Genomic DNA, 17217 nt, shown 5'->3' on the forward strand with positions numbered 1-17217 from the left:
GCGTCCCCGGCGAACAGGTGGTGCGCCACACCGACCGGTCACCCCCACGCGTCCCGGCCGTAGAAACGGTAGAGCGCGTCAGCGGACCGTACGCCGAGGAAGACCGGGGTGGCGTAATCGACCACACCTTCGATCGGCGTGAGACCGGCCGGCGGCAACCTCACCTCGTCGCCCACTTCTACCCGGTCGGAGACGCCCAACGCCCGGCGCGCCTCGCGAAGCCTCCGGACGCGGAGATCCACCATCGCCAGGTCGCCCCGGCTCCGCAGCATCAAGGACCCGTGACCGCGATCAAACGCCGACCGCGTTCGTGGATCCGCGCGGGCTCGGCCATCGGGGCCGGCGTGACATGGCCGGCCGGATCAGGCGCCTCGCACCGCGGCGCGCCGCACGATCCGCGCCACCGGAGGAGATGTCCCAGGTGGCCCGCGGGATCGTCCGGCGCGTCCCGCGATGCGGAGGTGAGGGACGCCTCAGCCGGCTGTACCGGCTACCGGCTAGTTCTCCCGGCCGCGTGTCTCCCGTTCGAGCCGGGCCAGATCAGACTCCATCCGCCTGATCACCCGCTGGTAGCCGTCCCATCCGTACATCCTGATCAGTTTGGCCTTCACCCTGCGGGTCTCCTCCGCGACCATCTCCGGGCTCCGCTGCTTCAAGCCGAGCAAGGGATGGTGGGGGCGGTTCATGATGGCGATGTCCTTCCATGGCAGCGACAACGTCGTACCTATCCAGGACGCGCCGGGCGGCGAATCGGGTGACCGCCACCAGAACCTGAAGAAAACCTGGAAGAAAACCTGGAGAAAACGCCGATCAGCCCATGCCGGCGTACTGCCGAGGCCGCAGTGCCTGCGAGCGCAGCGCGGCGAGCGCGGCCGCCCGGCCCACCGTCGTGAGCTGCCACGGCTCCCGCCACGAGCAGCTGGTACGCAGATCGAGCGCGTCGAGCCGGCGCTGCAGCTCGCCCAGCGGGGCGGACAGGTCGAGCGGCGCCACCTTGGATCCCGTGGCCGAGCGCCAGCCCTCGCCGTTGACGACCTCCAGGATCCGGTCCCGCAGCTCCTCGTACGGCAGGGCCGCGCCGTCGGCGAGCAGCATCAGCGCCGCCTCGCGGACCGAGATCTCGAAGTCGTGCTCGCCCTTGGCCGGGAGCAGCAGCGTGGACGTCGCCGCCGCCCACAGGTTCTCCGGTCGCTGGACCAGCCCGCGCCCCGACGAGGTGAGCACCAGCTTCCTCCCCGTACGGCGCAGCGCCCGCAGGTCGTGGACGGCGATCTCCCTGAGCGTGGTCAACGTCGGCACGTCGGCTTCACCGCGGACCGAGCCGGTGGTCATGGCGTCCCAGCCGAACCTGTCCAGCGACTCCGTCACCATGGCACGGGACACGTTGAACTTCTCGGTCAGCTTCACGCCCTCGACCGCCATGCCGAGCAGCCACCACAGCGGTTCCAGGTACGGCTCGGCCGGCATCGGGATGGGCGCGTGCAGCCGCACCTCGAAGGGCTGGGCCAGCTCGCGGCGGGCGTTGCCCCGGCCGAGGACCCAGCGGTTCAGCCGCTCGCCGTGGACCCGGTGCAGCCAGCAGTCGCCGCCGAGCTCGGGCCGGGGCGAGGTCAGCCAGCGCCGGGTCAGCGCCTCGCGGCCGACCGGCTCGCCCGACATGATCGCCAGTTCGAGCGCGGCCGCGCAGGCGACGTGCGCGCCCAGCTCCTCGGGCCCCATGATCGAGCTCCAGGCCAGCTCGGGGACGTCCGGCGGCAGTACGCCGGTGGCCTCGAGCGCCTCCTGGTAGGCCGCGGTCCCGGCCTCCTCGCCGTCCTGGGCGTACGCCTGCAGGATCTCGGTGGTCGCCGATGAGTCACACAGCGCGGCGTAGCGGTTCATGCCGCCCAGCCGCAGTAGCCGTCCGAGCGCCCGCGCGATCACCGGGCGGTCGCCCGTGATCTTGACCGGCAGGGTGTACCAGAGGAACTCGCACACGTCGAGCTGGCTGATCGTCTCCAGCGCCTCACCGCCCGTCAGCCACTCGACGGCGACACGGGCCGGCTCTGCGGCCTCCGGCTCGGAGCGCTCCAGCTCGGCGAGGAGCGCCGCCACGTCAGGTGCGGGCATGACTCGCAGTCTGCCGTATTGCGCCCATCGTCCGCGACGACCCATGGTCACTCGCCGCCATCCCCTCGGACCAACCATATGAGGGCCTAGATCCAGCCCTTCGAGCCGCGGATGAGCATGCGGGCGAGCCAGTCGGTGTACGGGATCACCTCGGCGGCGATCACGGGGTAGAGCCAGGCGAAGTTCGCCAGCGCGAGCAGCGCGAAGACACCGACGCCCACCGACCCGGCCAGCCGCCGCCACTGTGGCGCGGCCGCCGGCCCCAGGATCAGTCCGCAGGCCAGCACGATCGCGAGGATCATGAACGGGACCACCGGGATCATGTAGTACAGGAACATCGTCCGGTGGTCGGCGATCGCGTAGTAGAACCACGGCAGCCAGCCCGCGACGTATGACAGCAGGACCGCGCCGGCTCGCCAGTCGCGGGTCGCCACGTACCAGGCGATCATGCCGATCAGCGCGGCGAGCCCGCCGTACCAGATGATCGGGGTGCCGGTGCCGAGAATCGCCTGGGAGCAGCTGTCGGCGCCGCAGCCCTTCGGCGACTCGTAGAAGAACGCCACCGGGCGCAGCAGCAGCGGCCAGCTCCACGGCTCGGACTTGTAGTTGTGCGTCTGGTCCAGGGACGTGTGCGAGCTCAGGGTCTGCACCTGGTAGGCGATCCAGGAGCGCAGCGAGTCGAACGCGAAGAAGAAGGGGTTCCCCTGCGACGTGGCCTGGTCCCAGTGCCGGTTCCAGCCCTTGTCGGTGAAGAACCAGCCCGCGAACGAGACGATGTACACCACCCCGGGCACCACGGCCGTCCAGGCGGCGGCGAGCGGCAGCTCCCGCTTGAGCGTCTCGACGTACGGCCGGTCCAGGCCGATCGCGCGGCGCGCGCCCGCGTCCCACATCAGCGTCATGATGGCGAAGGCGACGATGAAGAAGACCGTCGTCCACTTGGTCGCCAGGCCCGCGCCGAGGCACAGCCCGGCCGCGAGCCGCCATGGACGCCACCCGAGCCGGGGGCCGATGTCGAGCGAGGCGGCGGACTCGCGCCACTCGACCAGTGCCTGCCGCGCCCGGTCCCGGTCGACGACCAGGCAGGCGAAGCCGGCCAGGATCCAGAACATCAGGAAGATGTCCAGCAGCGCCGAGCGGGACAGCACGAAGTGCAGGGCGTCGAGGGAGAGCAGGAGCCCGGCCAGGCAGCCGAGCAGGGTGGACCGGGTCATCCGGCGGGCGACCCGGGCGATGATGAAGATCGACAGCGATCCGATCAGCGCGGCGGCGAACCGCCAGCCGAAGGGGTTCAACCCGAAGATCGCCTCACCGGCGCCGATCATCCACTTGCCGAGCGGCGGGTGCACCACGTACGCGGCGCAATCGCTGACCTGCGCACAAGTCTTGAAGATGCCCGTCTTGCCGGCGACCATCAGGTCGTTGGCGTTGTCGACGAACGACCGCTCGGTGCCGAACTTGATCGTCGAGAAGGCGTCCTTGGCGTAGTACGTCTCGTCGAAGACGACCGCGTTGGGCGTCCCGAGACGATAAAAACGCAGGAACGCTCCGAACGCCGCCACGATCAACGGCCCGAGCCAGCCCCACAGAGGGCTGCCGGGCATCGGCGGCACCAGCCGCTCCCGCAAGGACACCGGCGCCGCGGCATCCCGATCGGATTCGGGCTGCTCGAACGCCTGATGTGAGAAGTCGGTCACGGCCACCTGGACAGACTACTGTCGAGTCCTCGTGGTGACCATGAAGTTCGGGTCTATTACCGGCATCCAACTCTTCAATGATGAACCTTTCATATGGTGGGAAACGTGCTAATTCTGGCGGGAGCTCCGATCGGCCAAGTGGGGGACGCGTCCCCCCGACTGCGGGAGGCCCTGGAGACGGCCGGTGTGATCGCCGCCGAGGACACGCGCCGGCTCCGGCGGCTCGCGTCCGACCTGGGCGTGACCCTGACCGGGCGGGTGGTCTCCTACTACGACGCCAACGAGGCCGCGCGGTCCAAGGAGCTGCTTGACGAGCTGCTCCAGGGTGTGACCGTCCTCGTGATCACCGACGCGGGGATGCCCGGCGTGTCCGACCCCGGATACCGGCTCACCCGGCTCGCCGTGGAGGCGGGCGTCCGCGTCACCGCGCTGCCCGGCCCGTCCGCCGTCACCACCGCCCTCGCGATCTCCGGACTGCCCAGCGACCGGTTCTGCTTCGAGGGCTTCCCGCCGCGCAAGCAGGGGGAGCGCGCCCGCCGCCTGGAGAGCCTGGCCCGCGAGGAGCGCACCATGGTGTTCTTCGAGGCGCCGCACCGCCTGCACGCCTGCCTGGCCGCCATGGCCGAGGCGTTCGGCCCCGACCGCCCCGCCGCCGTCTGCCGCGAGCTCACCAAGACCTACGAGGAGGTACGCCGGGGGCCGCTGGCCGAGCTGGCCGACTGGGCCGCGGGCGAGGTCAGGGGAGAGATCACCCTCGTCGTCGCCGGGTACGCCCCCGAGGCCACCGAGCCGGACATCGACGACCTCGCCGAGGAGGTCGCCCGGCGCGAGGACGCGGGCGTCCCCCGCAAGCAGGCCATCGCGGACGTCGCGAAGGCCGCCGGCGTCCCCAAGCGCGACCTCTACAACCGCGTCCACGGCATTACGTGATCGCCGCGCCGCCGCGGGGTCACGAGGCGGGTTCGGGCCTCCTGCGCGGCAACCGCAGGTGGCGCAGCGAGATCGCCGCCGCGAGGCACGCGACCGGTACGGCCGGCAGCAGGTAGCGGTAGTCGAACTCCGCCGTCGCGGCCGGGGCCAGGATCATCCCCACCGCGGCGAGCCACGGCAGCAGCACCGGCCCGCCGAGCCTGCGCCACCGGACCGCCACGCCGTACAGGCCGGCGAGCAGCAGCAGGCCGAGCACCGTGCCGGGCAGCCGCACGACCTTCTGGTAGCCGATCATGATGTCGGACCACGGCTTGACCTCGCGGGTGGCCGCCGGGCCGTTCTCGTACCGCTCGGCGTCCTTGTCCGTCGTGCCCTTGTACGACGTCCAGGTGGGCAGCCGCTGCGTGTAGTAGTTGCCGAACTGGTACTGCAGGTACGTCTTGGCGTCCGGGAACAGCGGGCGCCCCCAGCCGAAGGCACGGAAGAAGTCCTTGCCCACGGCGGCGAGGTAGTCCCCCGGCTGCGCGAGGATCGCCTTCTTGGCGAACGCGCTCGCGTTGGCGTTGATCTCCGGGGTGAACTTCATGCCCGAGCCGAAGACGTGGAGCTGGTTCTGGTCGTCCCACCACAGGTACGCCTGCGCCGTACGGCCCCGCTCGGCGGGTGGAGTGTTGATGCACAGGAGGGCGAGCTCCAGCTCGTCGCGCTTGTCGAGCTTCATCTTGTGGCAGTCGGCGAAGAGGGCGGTCCGCATGTAGAGGATCACCCCGTCGCTGTTGGTCATCGCGAACTGCCCGTTGACCGCCTTGAACCACCCCATGTACGCCAGGACGGGCAGCGCGCAGACCGCGATCATCGCCGAGATCGGTTTCCACCCGGCCCGCTTGATCAGCAGGTAGGCCACGACCAGGGCGAGGATCGGCAGGCCGATGCTGCGGGTCAGCGCGGTCAGCGCGAGCAGCGCCCCGACCGCGGCGCCCACCGGCCAGGACATCTTCCTGTGCCACAGGACGAGCGTGACCGCCGCCGTCACCAGCAGCGTGAACATCGCGTCCGACATGACGAGCTGTTCGAGCTGGATCTGGTACGCGTCGAACAGCACGGGCACGGCCGCGAGCGTCGCCCCCCAGCCCGGCAGGCCGAACTTCCTGGTCAGCAGCAGGTAGACCAGCAGGCCGGAGGCCAGGCCCATCAGGTGCTGCGTGAACACCACGAACGCGAAGCTGTGCAGCGGTTGGAGCAGCAGGAGCCAGAACCCGTAACCGTCCGGGCGGATCGAGTGCGGGCGTGGGTGCAACGCCACCGAGACGTAGTCGAAGGAGTCGTTGAACCACATGGCCGGGCCGAAACCGACCATGGTGACGACGCGCAGGAGCGCCCCGACCCCGAGGGCCACCGCGAACACCCGGTGGCGGACGAGCGCGGCCAGAAGGCGCTTCCACCTGCTAACAGGGGGGGCGTCTAATGACGAAGGCTCCGCAACCGCGACCATGGGTACAGAATGCCAGCCGTTTCGGAGACTTGCCCCGGGCACCTCCGGACAGAGGGCATCATGTTAGGGCGATCACAAATGTAGACGAAGGGTTGCGACGTGGAACTGACCGTAGTCATGCCCTGCCTCAATGAGGCCGAGACCGTCGAGACCTGCGTACGCAAAGCCCTCGCCTGCATGCGTGAGAACGGCATCGACGGCGAGGTGGTGATCGCCGACAACGGCAGCACCGACGGGTCGCAGCAGCTCGCCCGCGACGCCGGAGCCCGTGTGGTCCACGTCGACGCCAAGGGGTACGGCAACGCCCTCATGGGCGGCATCCGCGCCGCGCGTGGCAAGTACGTGATCATGGGCGATGCCGACGACTCGTACGACTTCACGAACCTGATGCCGTTCGTCGAGCAGTTGCGGAACGGCGGCGAGCTGGTCATGGGCAACCGCTTCAAGGGCGGGATCGCCCCCGGCGCGATGCCGCCGCTGCACCGCTACCTCGGCAACCCCGTCCTGTCGTTCATCGGGCGGCTGTTCTTCCCCAGCGCCATCGGCGACTTCCACTGCGGGCTGCGCGGTTTCCGGCGCGACTCGATCCTGCGGCTCGGCCTGCAGACCGGCGGCATGGAGTTCGCGTCCGAGATGGTGGTGAAGGCCACCCTGCAGGGGCTCGACGTCCGCGAGGTGCCGACGACGCTGTCGCCGGACGGCCGCTCCCGCCCGCCGCACCTGCGCTCCTGGCGGGACGGCTGGCGCCACCTGCGCTTCCTGCTCCTCTACAGCCCGCGCTGGCTGTTCTTCATCCCCGGCCTGGTGCTCACCGCCATCGGCCTGATCATGGGCGCCGCGCTGACGTTCGGCCCCGTCTACATCGGCAAGCTCGCCTTCGACGTCGACACCCTGGTCGGGGCCTCCGCCATGGTGGTGATCGGCTTCCAGGCGGTGCTGTTCGCCCTGTTCACCAAGGTGTACGCCGCCGAGGAGGGCTTCCTGCCGGAGGACAGGCGGGTCCGCAAGCTCGTGGACATCGTCAGCCTGGAGAAGGGCCTCGTCGCGGGCGGCCTGCTCGCCCTCGCCGGTCTCGTCGGCCTGGTCGCGTCGCTGGCCCACTGGGGCGGCAGGGGCTTCGGCGAGCTGATCCCGGCCGAGTCGCTGCGCCTGGTCGTGCCGTCCGCGACCGCGCTCGTGATGAGCTTCCAGACCATCTTCGCGTCGCTGTTCATCAGCATCCTGGGCATCCGCCGCTCGAAGGAGACCCCGGTGGACATCGCCGCCTCCGCCGCCGAGGAGGCCGCCGAGGCCGTCAGCCGCGAGTCCTCCGAGCCTGCCGCGAAGCCCACCGCCCACTCCTGAACGATGCGCCCCGAACGGGACCGGCCCGCGGAGTCGATCGCGACTCCCGGGCACGTCCCGAGGCTGTGGCCGACCGAACCGGCCGGTCGAATATTTGAGGGAGGCATCGTCGAGGGGCCGATAGGATTTCGGCATGGCGGCTACAGGATCGAATGCATCTGAGGAGTCGGCGTTCTACGTCTCGACGCCGATCTACTACGTCAACGACGCTCCTCACCTGGGCCACGCCTATACGACCGTCGCAGGCGACGTGCTCACCCGCTGGCATCGCCAGCGCGGCGAGAAGGTGTGGTACCTCACCGGCACGGACGAGCACGGTCAGAAGATCATGCGCACCGCCGAGACGAACGGCGTGTCCCCTCAGGAGTGGTGCGACAAGCTCGTCCAGGACGCCTGGAAGCCGCTCTGGGAGCACCTCGAGATCGCCAACGACGACTTCATCCGCACCACCGAGCCGCGCCACACCGAGCGCGTGCAGGAGTTCGTGCAGGATCTCTACGACAAGGGCGAGATCTACCGCGGCGGCTACAAGGGGCCTTACTGCGTCGGCTGTGAGGAATACAAGGCGCCCGGCGATCTGCTCGACGGCGACCTGTGCCCCATCCACAAGCGGCCCGTCGAGTGGCTCGAAGAGGAGAACTACTTCTTCCGCCTCTCCGCGTACGGCCCGCGGCTGCTGGAGTTCTACGAGCAGAACCCCGGCTTCATCCAGCCCGCGTCCGCGCGCAACGAGGTCCTCCAGTTCGTACGTCAGGGCCTGCAGGACCTCTCGATCTCCCGCTCCACCTTCGACTGGGGCATCCCGATCCCCTGGGACTCCAAGCACGTCATCTACGTCTGGGTCGACGCGCTGCTCAACTACGTCTCCGCCGTGGGATACGGCTCCGACCAGGCGAAGTTCGACTCCACCTGGCCGGCCGACGTGCACCTCGTCGGCAAGGACATCCTGCGGTTCCACGCGGTGATCTGGCCGGCCATGCTGATGGCGAACGGCCTGCCGCTGCCGGGCAGGGTCTTCGCGAACGGCTGGCTGATGGTCGGCGGCGAGAAGATGAGCAAGTCCAACCTGACGGGCATCTCGCCGCGCCAGCTGACCGAGCACTTCGGCGTCGACGCGTACCGCTACTACTTCCTGCGGGCGATCCCGTTCGGCCAGGACGGCTCGTTCTCCTGGGAGGACTTCTCCGCCCGCTACACCTCCGAGCTCGCCAACGACTTCGGAAACCTGGCGTCCCGGGTCGCGGCCATGGTCGGCAAGTACTACGACGGCACCCTGCCGGAGGCCACGGACGCGGGCGCGGCGGAGCAGGCGGTCGCCGAGGGCCTCGCCCGGGCGGTCGCCCAGGCCGACACCATGATCGGTGACAACCTCGACTTCGCGGGCGGCATCGGCGCGATCTTCGACTTCACCAGGCAGGTCAACGGCTACCTCTCGGAGCAGGCGCCGTGGAAGGTCGCCAAGGACGAGTCGCCGGAGGGCCGGGCCCGGCTGGGCACCATCCTCTACACGGCCGCCGAGTCCCTGCGGGCCGTCGCCGTCCTGCTCAACCCGATCATGCCCGGCACCGCCGAGAAGCTGTGGGCGTCCCTCGGCGCGGAGCCGCACCTCGGCCCGCTCGCCGAGCAGCGGATCGCCGACGCCGGGACCTGGGGCCGGCTGCCGGCCGGCGCCGATGTCGTCAAGGGCGAGATCCTCTTCCCGCGCCTTGAGGAGGTCAAGAGCTGACGGGCGGTAGGTTGACGGATATGTCCCGAGAGCTTCCCGTGCTGCCTGAGCCGCTGCCCGCTGAGGTGTTCGACAGCCACTGTCACCTCGACATCATGGTGGGCGACCGCAAGGCGTCCTCGGGCGACCAGGTCGCGCTCGCCGCGCAGGCGGCGGGCGCGTCGGTCGAGGCCATCCTGGCCGACGCCCGCCTGGTCGGGGTGACCCGGCTGGTGACCATCGGGTACGACCTGCGCTCGTCCCACTGGGGCGCCGAGATCGCCGCGCGGCACGCCGACGTCTACGCGGGAGTGGCGATCCACCCCAACGAGGCCCACGCGGCCACGCCGGAGACGCTCGCCGAGATCGAGGAGCTGGCGCGGCTGCCGCACGTGCGGGCCGTGGGGGAGACCGGGCTCGACTACTTCCGCGACCGGGCCTCCCGGGACGACCAGCACGCGAGCTTCCGCGCGCACATCGAGATCGCCAAGCGCACCGGCAAGGCGCTGGTCATCCACGACCGCGACGCCCACGACGACGTGCTCGGCGTGCTGGCCGACCAGGGCGCGCCGGACGTCGTGGTCTTCCACAGCTTCTCCGGTGACGGTGAGATGGCCAAGAAATGCGCCGACGCCGGCTATTTCATGTCGTTCTCCGGGCCGGTGACGTACAAGAACGCGGAATATCTCCGTGCGGCGGCCCGGGTGGCGCCCGCCGAGCTCATCCTCGTGGAGACCGACGCGCCCTACCTTCCGCCCACCCCGCACCGGGGCAAGCCGAACGCGCCCTACCTCATCCCGCTGACCCTGCGCTGCCTGGCCGAGGTCAAGGGCGTGGACGTCACCGACTTCGCCGGCGCGATCATGACCAACGGCGAAGCCGCCTTCGGCGCGTGGTGAGGAAACGGACATCATGAGCCTGCTCGGCCCTGTTGAGGTGCGCGCGCTCGCGGAGAAGCTGGGCATCCGGCCGACCAAGAAGCTCGGGCAGAACTTCGTCATCGACGGCGGCACCGTCCGCCGCATCGTCCGCGTCGCCGAGGTGACCCCGGACGACGTGGCCATCGAGATCGGGCCGGGCCTCGGCTCGCTCACCCTCGCCCTCCTCCCCGAGGTGGCCCAGGTCGTGGCGGTCGAGATCGACCCGGCGCTCGCCACCCAGCTCCCCCTGACCGTCGCCCAGATGGACCCCGAGCACGCCGACCGGCTCACCGTCGTGCACGCCGACGCGTTGAAGGTCGGCGCGGACGACCTGCCCGTGCTGCCCACCGCATTGGTGGCCAACCTGCCGTACAACGTGTCGGTGCCGGTGCTGCTGCACCTGCTGGAGATCCTGCCGTCCCTGCGCCGCGGGCTCGTCATGGTGCAGGCCGAGGTCGCCGACCGTCTCGCCGCCGCCCCCGGGTCGCGCATCTACGGCGTTCCCTCGCTCAAGGCCGCCTGGTACGCCGACGTGCGCCGCGCCGGGCCGGTGGGCCGCAACGTCTTCTGGCCCGCGCCCAACGTCGACTCCGGCCTGGTCTCCCTGGTACGACGCGAACCGCCGGAGACGTCCGCCACCCGCAGGGAGGTCTTCGCGGCCGTGGACGCCGCCTTCGCGCAGCGCCGCAAGACGCTCCGGGCCGCCCTGTCCTCCTGGGCCGGTACGGCCGCCGCCGCCGAGGAGGCGCTGGTCAGGGCGGGCGTCGCGCCGTCCGCGCGCGGGGAGCAACTCGGCATCGCCGATTTCGCCCGCATCGCCGAAAACCGCCCGCGCCGCTAGGCGACGCGACGGGGCAAAGGCTGACGGGAGGGGCACTAGGCTCGGCTGCTGTGACTGCTACGCAGAGGGTGACGGTGCGAGTCCCGGCCAAGGTCAACCTGCAGCTCGCCGTCGGGCCGCTGCGTGACGACGGCTACCACGACCTGGTGAACGTCTTCCACGCCGTCTCGCTCTTCGACGAGGTGACGGCGACCGAGCCCGGCGCCGCCGGCGCGTTCACCGTACGCGTCGAGGGCGAGGCCGCCTCCCAGGTGCCCGCGGACGCCACCAACCTCGCGATCCGCGCCGCCGAGGCCCTCGCCAAGCACGCCGGGCAGATCGGAGCCGACGGGCGTCCGTACGGCGTGGACCTGCTGATCCGCAAGGCGATCCCGGTCGCGGGCGGCATGGCCGGAGGCAGCGCCGACGCGGCGGCCGCCCTCCTCGCCTGCGACGCCCTCTGGGGGCTCGGCCTGTCCCGCGAGGAGCTCATGGAGATCGGCGCGGGCATCGGCAGCGACGTGCCGTTCGCCCTCCTCGGCGGCACGGCCGTCGGCACCGGGCGCGGTGAGCGGCTCACCCCCGTCCCGGCGACCGGGGCGTTCCACTGGGTGTTCGCTCTGGCCGACGGCGGCCTGTCCACTCCCCGGGTGTACGGCGAGTGCGACCGCATCAGGGCCGAAGCGGGCGAGGAGGTCGCGTGGCCGTCCGCCGACGAGGCCCTTATGGCCGCCCTGCGGGACGGGGACGCCCGCGCGCTCGGCGCCGCCCTCGCCAACGACCTGCAACCCGCCGCGCTCGCGCTCCGTCCGTCGCTCGCCCGGACGCTCGACGTCGGCCGGGACGCCGGGGCACTGGGGGCGCTCGTCTCCGGTTCCGGGCCCACCTGCGCCTTCCTGGCCGCGTCCGCCGGCCACGCCCGCGAGCTCTCGGAGGCGCTGACCTCCGCCGGTGTGTGCCGGGCCGCCGTCACCGCGGACGGGCCCGTCCCCGGCGCCGAGATCGTCGCGTAGGGGCCGCCCGTACCACCCCGGATCCGGGGCATGGGGCTGAAGCCGTTCCGCGAGACCGCCCTGACCTGAACGCTCTGTCCGGGCTTCGTCGCACGGCCCCGCACGGAGGGCCGCCGGTGCTAACGTGATCTTCATGCATCGTCTTTCGCGCGTGGTGTTCTGGTGGCCGGAAAGGAAACGGCCATAGCGCACGCGTGATCAGGGCCGTCTCGGAGATCGGCCTGCCACCTCTCGGTTCTGGACCGGCTTCCGCGGCCCCGACCCGACAGGAGGATCCCCCGATGTCCGACCCCACTTCTCCGGCCCAGGCCCCCATGATCGCCGATTTCGCCGATCGTGAACCGGCCGAGCACCGAGCCGGTGCTTCCTTTCGGGCCGCCGGCGACGGCCAGGACGGAGAGCGCTGATGGTGACCGCGGGACAGGTGATCGCGTTCGCGGCGGTGATACAGCTCGGCGCCATGTCTCCCGGCCCCGACTTCGCTGTCGTCGTACGGCAGGCGGCCGTCACCGGACGGCGGGGCGGGATGGCGGCGGCGCTCGGCGTGGCCGGCGGTGTGTTCGTGTGGGCCGCCGCTGCCGCCCTCGGCGTGGCGGCCCTGCTGGCCGCGTCGGCGACCGCCTTCACGATCACGAAGATCGCAGGTGCCGCATACCTGCTCTATCTGGGCGCAAGATCGCTGCAGGCGGCGTACCGGGGTTCCGAAGCACCGCTGGAGACGATGACAGAAACGGTCACCGGTGGCGGCATCCTCGACGGATTCCGTCGCGGGCTGCTGTGTAACCTGCTCAATCCGAAGGCGGCGGCGTTCTTCGTCGCGTTGATGCCGCAGTTCCTCGGGAACCACCCGGCGACCGCCGACACTCTTGTGCTTTCGGCGATCGCCGTGCTGGTCACCGCGATCTGGTTCGTCGTCCTGGCCAACGTGGTCGGCTCGCTCCGCGCGTTCTTCACCCGGCGACGGGTCCGCCGCGCCCTCGACGCCGGGAGCGGAGCGGTGCTGATCGGACTGGGAGTGCGTCTGGCCGCCACCTCCAGCTGAGCGCGCTACCGCCTCCGCTCGGGACGGCGGGCTCAGGCGTACGAGGGATTTTGGGGAATCGGTAGGCTGGGCAGGCGATGAATCTGGTCAACCTTGAATCGGTCTCCCACGCCTTCGGGCCCAAGCCACTGCTCACCGACGTCACGCTCGGCATCGGGCAGGGCGAGCGGATCGGCGTCGTCGGACGCAACGGTGGCGGCAAGTCCACGCTGATTTCGATCATCGCAGGGGAGCTGAAACCCGACAGCGGACGCGTCACGCACAACCGCGGCCTGCACGTCGGCCTGCTGTCCCAGCGGGACGACTTCGATCCCGCGGCGCCGGTCGGCGACCTCGTGCTGTCCGGCCGGGCCGAGCACGAGTGGGCCGGCGACGCCACGATCAGGGAGATCCTCGCCAACCTCCTCGGCGACATCGACCTGACGACGCAGGCCGGCGCGCTGTCGGGCGGTGAGCGGCGGCGCACCGCCCTCGCGAAACTACTCATCGACGAGCACGAGCTGATCATCCTCGACGAGCCGACGAACCACCTCGACATCGAGGCCATCGCCTGGCTCGCCGGGCACCTCGCCCAGCGCAAGTCGGCGCTGCTCGTCGTCACGCACGACCGGTGGTTCCTCGACGCGGTCGCCACCCGGACCTGGGAGGTCGTGGACGCCTCTGTCGAACGCTACGAAGGCGGGTACGCCGCGTACGTGCTGGCCAAGGCCGAGCGCGCCCGCATCGCGCAGGCCGCCGAGGAGCGCCGCCAGAACCTCATGCGCAAGGAGATCGCCTGGCTGCGGCGCGGCCCGCCGGCCCGGACGTCCAAGCCCAAGTTCCGCATCAACGCCGCCGAGGCGCTGATCGCGAACGAGCCGCCGGCCCGCGAGACCGTCGAACTGATGAAGTTCGCCTCCGCGCGGCTCGGCAAGACCGTCTACGACCTGGAGGACGTGACCCTGCACGCCGGAGGGCCCGGCGCGGGTCCGGTCGTGCTCGACCACTCCACCTTCCAGTTCGGCCCCGGCGACCGCATCGGCCTGATCGGCGTCAACGGCTCGGGCAAGTCGTCCGTCCTGCGCCTGCTGTCCGGATCCGTCACGCCCGACTCCGGCCGGGTGGTCCGCGGCAAGACCGTACGGCTCGCGCACCTTTCCCAGGAGCTGGCCGAGCTCGACCCGTCCCGCCGCGTGCTGGAGACCGTCGAAGAGATCCGTAAGTACATCCAGGTCGGCAAGAAGGAATGGTCGGCCTCGCAGCTCCTCGAGCGCCTCGGCTTCAAGGGCGAGGCGCAGTGGAAGGTCATCGGAGACCTGTCCGGTGGCGAACGCCGCCGCCTGCAGCTCCTGCGGCTGATCATGGACGAGCCGAACGTGCTGCTCCTCGACGAGCCGACCAACGACCTCGACATCGAGACGCTCACCGAGCTGGAAGACCTGCTCGACGGATGGCCGGGCACGCTGGTCGTGGTCAGCCACGACCGCTACTTCCTTGAGCGGGTGTCCGACCGCTGTGTCGCCCTCCTCGGTGACGGCAAGCTCTCCATGCTGCCCGGTGGCGTCGACGAATACCTCGCGCGGCGTGCCACCGGCGGCGCCCTGTCCGCCCGTGCCGCGTCCTCGGGTACGGCGCTGGCTGTACCGGCCGGGGCGGGCGCGGCGTCGGAGACGGCCGCCGGCGGCTCCACCGGGGCTGCCGCTTCCGGAGGGTTGTCGGCCAAGGAGCAGCGCGAGCTGCAGAAGGAGCTGGGGCGGCTGGAGCGGCAGCTCGACCGGCTCGGCGAGCGCGAGGCGAAGCTGCACGCGCAGATGGCCGAGGCCGCAAGCGACTTCGAGCGTCTCGGCGCGCTGGACGCCGAGCTGCGCGAGGTCGCCACGCAGAAGGAGGAGGTCGAGCTCGAATGGCTCGACCTCGCCGCCCGCCTCGACAGCTGACGAAACCGACCCCCGGTCCTCGTTCCCGCCTGCTCCGCTCTACTGGGCAGGGCGGCGAAGCCGATCAGGCAGGGGCGGCGGTGAATTCCGCTGAACGTGGCAGCGGGGAGACGCGAAAAAGGGGCCCGGCTGGCTGCCAGGCCCCTTTCCCGTCGCGGAGGGGTGCTGAGGTGTTACCTCAGCTCAGATCGTTGACAGATGGTCAGACGATCTTGCCGGACCAGAGGTTGGCCGCGGCCTTGTAGACGCCGTAGGTCTCACCGTCGAAGTACGGGGAGAGGCTGGTGTCGATGCGGCCGTTCTTGTCGGTGTCGGCCAGGCCGATGGTCACACCGTTCAGGTAGCCGACGCGACGGGCGCTCTGGTAGTTCAGCAGCCAGGACGAGCCGATGGCGCCCTCACCGGTGAACGACGACTTGATGCCCTGCAGCTCCTCGCCCTTGATCTCGGGGGCCTGAGCGGCGAAGGTCTTGCCGTAGGCGTACTTGAGGGTCTTGCCGGTGAAGGCGTTGTTGCCGTCCGGGTGGACGCCGCTCGGGTAGCCGAACACGAAGACGGGCTTGCCGAGCTTCTGGTTGTAGGCCAGGCCCTGCCCACCCACGTTGTCGCCGAGGCGGCCGACGTCCTTGAGGCCGATCGCGAGCTTCTTGCCGACGATCTTGTAGCCGCCCACGCCCTGCTGCTGCTTGGTGGCCCAGAAGGTCCGCTTGAAGTACTTGTAGACGCGCTCGGGACGCCCGTGGTCGCCACGGTCCGCAGTCGCCTCCGGCGAGGCAGTGGGGGACGCGTCCGTGACCGGAGAGGGGCTCGGGCTGGGGGCCAGGTCGCGGCGGCCGTTGTGGTCGCCACCCCTGCCGTCGCCCTTGCCGCCGCCCTTGCCGCCACCGTGGTGGCCGTCGCCGTCGCCGGGGCGCGTGTCGACCGCCGTGCGGAAGTACAGCGTGCTGCCGTCACGGCTGACGTACGTGTCCCGGTCGGAGCGGTAGTCGCTCTTGCTGATCTCGACCGCGGCGTCGGCGCCGGTGCCCAGGGCCCACGGGCCGTTGCCGGTGAGGTCCTTGCCCGGGTTCAGCTTGGCGAACTCGGACACGGTCACGGCGACCTTGTAGCCACGGTCGTGGTCGCGGCCACGGTCGTTGTCGCGACCACGGCGGTCGTCACGGCCGTGGTGGTCGCCACGGCCGCCACGGACCTCGACGATCTTGAGGTCGGACCAGCCGGTGCTCTTGTCCGCCTGGAGCCTCCGCAGCTCCTTCTCGGCCTCGGCGCGGGTGCGGAAGACCTTCGACTCGTAGTTACGGTCGGCGCTCACGCTCTCGGGCAGGACGCCGTTGTAGACGGTCACGAACGCGTAGTCGCGGTCGCCGTCCTCGTAGACGTCGTAGTCGTAGTGCGTGAAGGCCTGCTTGCCGACGTAGATGCCCCAGGGGGTCTTGCCCTGGTAGTAGCCGGGCACGAAGACCCAGCGGTCCAGCGTGGCGGCGTTCGCACCGGTGTCGTACACGCAGTGGCCGGCGGTGGCGACCAGGTTCTTGTACCCGGACTGAACCGAGGTCGCGGTGCACCAGTGCGGCTTGTTGTCCGCGCCGATGAAGAACACCTTGCCGGAGGTCTTCGGCAGGTTCACGTTCTTCGACTTGGCGGCGACCTTCTTCTCGTCGCCGATCGCCGGCACGACGCCCGGCTTCGTGTCGGCAGAAGGACCGCCGGTCGAGACATGCTTGGCGGTGACCTTGGTCGTCTCAACGCCGTAGGGGGTGGCGTTGATCAGGTTGGCCTTGGCCTCGCCGTACCAGAACGCGGCGACTTCCTGGGCGGCCAGGTTGGTGTTCGCCAGGGTGTCGCTGGACACGGTGTTGGTCGCCTGGGCCGGAGTGGCCAGGCCGGCGGCCAGGAGGCCGGCGGTGGCGACGAGGCCACCGAAAGCGAGAGAGCGCTTCAAGGGTCTTCTCCTTGGTCTGTCGTGGGACGCCGTCTGCGTCCCATGCGTCAGTAAAGGGATGACCAAGAAACTACCTAAGTGATTGCTGTGAGGGAAGTCGAATGAAAAGTGTGAGATCGGTGGAACCGATACGAGTGGTCGGTACGTCCTAGATATCCCGGAGGCTTTCCGATCCGTTTCTGCTGATCAACATGCGGATCCGAGACCAAGCGGCAAGTAGGTCAGGCGGATCGATTCACCCGCCGAATGTGACATGAATCACAGTTTGGGAACGGGCTTTTCGTGTC

General features: G+C 70.2%; 14 protein-coding genes. 8 read left to right on the forward strand and 6 right to left on the reverse strand.

Annotated features, from left to right (window positions below; genetic code table 11):
• Window positions 1-38: 38 nt before the first annotated feature.
• The 4 genes from AWQ71_RS19655 to AWQ71_RS19670 all read right to left on the reverse strand — a co-directional run bounded on the left by AWQ71_RS19655 (window position 39) and on the right by AWQ71_RS19670 (window position 3812).
• Complete coding sequence (locus AWQ71_RS19655) at window positions 39-272, reverse strand: hypothetical protein (protein ID WP_067135277.1); 234 nt, start codon at window positions 270-272, stop codon at window positions 39-41.
• A gap of 225 nt (window positions 273-497) precedes the next feature.
• The gene (locus tag AWQ71_RS19660) at window positions 498-686 is read right to left on the reverse strand and encodes a hypothetical protein (protein WP_157570448.1); all 189 of its coding nucleotides are present in this window, start codon (window positions 684-686) and stop codon (window positions 498-500) included.
• A gap of 124 nt (window positions 687-810) precedes the next feature.
• Window positions 811-2109 carry a hypothetical protein gene (locus AWQ71_RS19665; protein WP_067135281.1) on the reverse strand — a complete coding sequence of 433 codons (1299 nt, stop codon included), beginning with the start codon at window positions 2107-2109 and terminating at the stop codon, window positions 811-813.
• Between the two features lie 86 nt (window positions 2110-2195).
• Window positions 2196-3812, reverse strand: coding sequence for a dolichyl-phosphate-mannose--protein mannosyltransferase (locus tag AWQ71_RS19670; RefSeq protein ID WP_067135283.1), 1617 nt, complete (start codon window positions 3810-3812; stop codon window positions 2196-2198).
• An 87-nt stretch (window positions 3813-3899) separates the two neighbouring features.
• Between AWQ71_RS19670 and rsmI the strand changes: the two genes are divergently transcribed.
• The gene (gene rsmI / locus AWQ71_RS19675) at window positions 3900-4736 is read left to right on the forward strand and encodes a 16S rRNA (cytidine(1402)-2'-O)-methyltransferase (RefSeq protein WP_067135285.1); all 837 of its coding nucleotides are present in this window, start codon (window positions 3900-3902) and stop codon (window positions 4734-4736) included.
• Window positions 4737-4755: 19 nt separating this feature from the next.
• Here rsmI and AWQ71_RS19680 read toward each other — a convergent pair whose 3' ends face one another.
• The gene (locus AWQ71_RS19680) at window positions 4756-6132 is read right to left on the reverse strand and encodes a glycosyltransferase family protein (RefSeq protein ID WP_245658370.1); all 1377 of its coding nucleotides are present in this window, start codon (window positions 6130-6132) and stop codon (window positions 4756-4758) included.
• Window positions 6133-6327: 195 nt separating this feature from the next.
• Here AWQ71_RS19680 and AWQ71_RS19685 point away from each other — a divergent pair, with 195 nt between their 5' ends.
• From AWQ71_RS19685 to AWQ71_RS19715, 7 genes are all read left to right on the forward strand, one after another.
• Window positions 6328-7572 carry a glycosyltransferase gene (locus AWQ71_RS19685; RefSeq protein WP_067135290.1) on the forward strand — a complete coding sequence of 415 codons (1245 nt, stop codon included), beginning with the start codon at window positions 6328-6330 and terminating at the stop codon, window positions 7570-7572.
• 133 nt (window positions 7573-7705) lie between these two features.
• Window positions 7706-9298, forward strand: a complete 1593-nt coding sequence (gene metG, locus AWQ71_RS19690; protein ID WP_067135292.1) for a methionine--tRNA ligase — start codon at window positions 7706-7708, stop codon at window positions 9296-9298.
• A 20-nt stretch (window positions 9299-9318) separates the two neighbouring features.
• Entirely contained in the window at window positions 9319-10176 is an 858-nt protein-coding gene (locus AWQ71_RS19695; protein WP_067135294.1) for a TatD family hydrolase, read from the forward strand.
• 13 nt (window positions 10177-10189) lie between these two features.
• Entirely contained in the window at window positions 10190-11038 is an 849-nt protein-coding gene (gene rsmA / locus AWQ71_RS19700; RefSeq protein WP_067135296.1) for a 16S rRNA (adenine(1518)-N(6)/adenine(1519)-N(6))-dimethyltransferase RsmA, read from the forward strand.
• 50 nt (window positions 11039-11088) lie between these two features.
• Complete coding sequence (locus AWQ71_RS19705) at window positions 11089-12030, forward strand: 4-(cytidine 5'-diphospho)-2-C-methyl-D-erythritol kinase (RefSeq protein ID WP_245658371.1); 942 nt, start codon at window positions 11089-11091, stop codon at window positions 12028-12030.
• A 406-nt stretch (window positions 12031-12436) separates the two neighbouring features.
• The gene (locus AWQ71_RS19710; protein WP_067135300.1) at window positions 12437-13072 is read left to right on the forward strand and encodes a LysE family translocator; all 636 of its coding nucleotides are present in this window, start codon (window positions 12437-12439) and stop codon (window positions 13070-13072) included.
• Between the two features lie 77 nt (window positions 13073-13149).
• Window positions 13150-14988, forward strand: a complete 1839-nt coding sequence (locus tag AWQ71_RS19715) for an ABC-F family ATP-binding cassette domain-containing protein (protein ID WP_067135302.1) — start codon at window positions 13150-13152, stop codon at window positions 14986-14988.
• A gap of 202 nt (window positions 14989-15190) precedes the next feature.
• On the opposite strand, the gene AWQ71_RS43905 is transcribed toward AWQ71_RS19715, so the two are convergent.
• Complete coding sequence (locus AWQ71_RS43905; RefSeq protein WP_245658372.1) at window positions 15191-16930, reverse strand: trypsin-like serine peptidase; 1740 nt, start codon at window positions 16928-16930, stop codon at window positions 15191-15193.
• Window positions 16931-17217 lie beyond the last annotated feature (287 nt).

This window comes from Microtetraspora malaysiensis (genome assembly GCF_001528665.1).
Lineage (GTDB): Bacteria > Actinomycetota > Actinomycetes > Streptosporangiales > Streptosporangiaceae > Microtetraspora_A > Microtetraspora_A malaysiensis.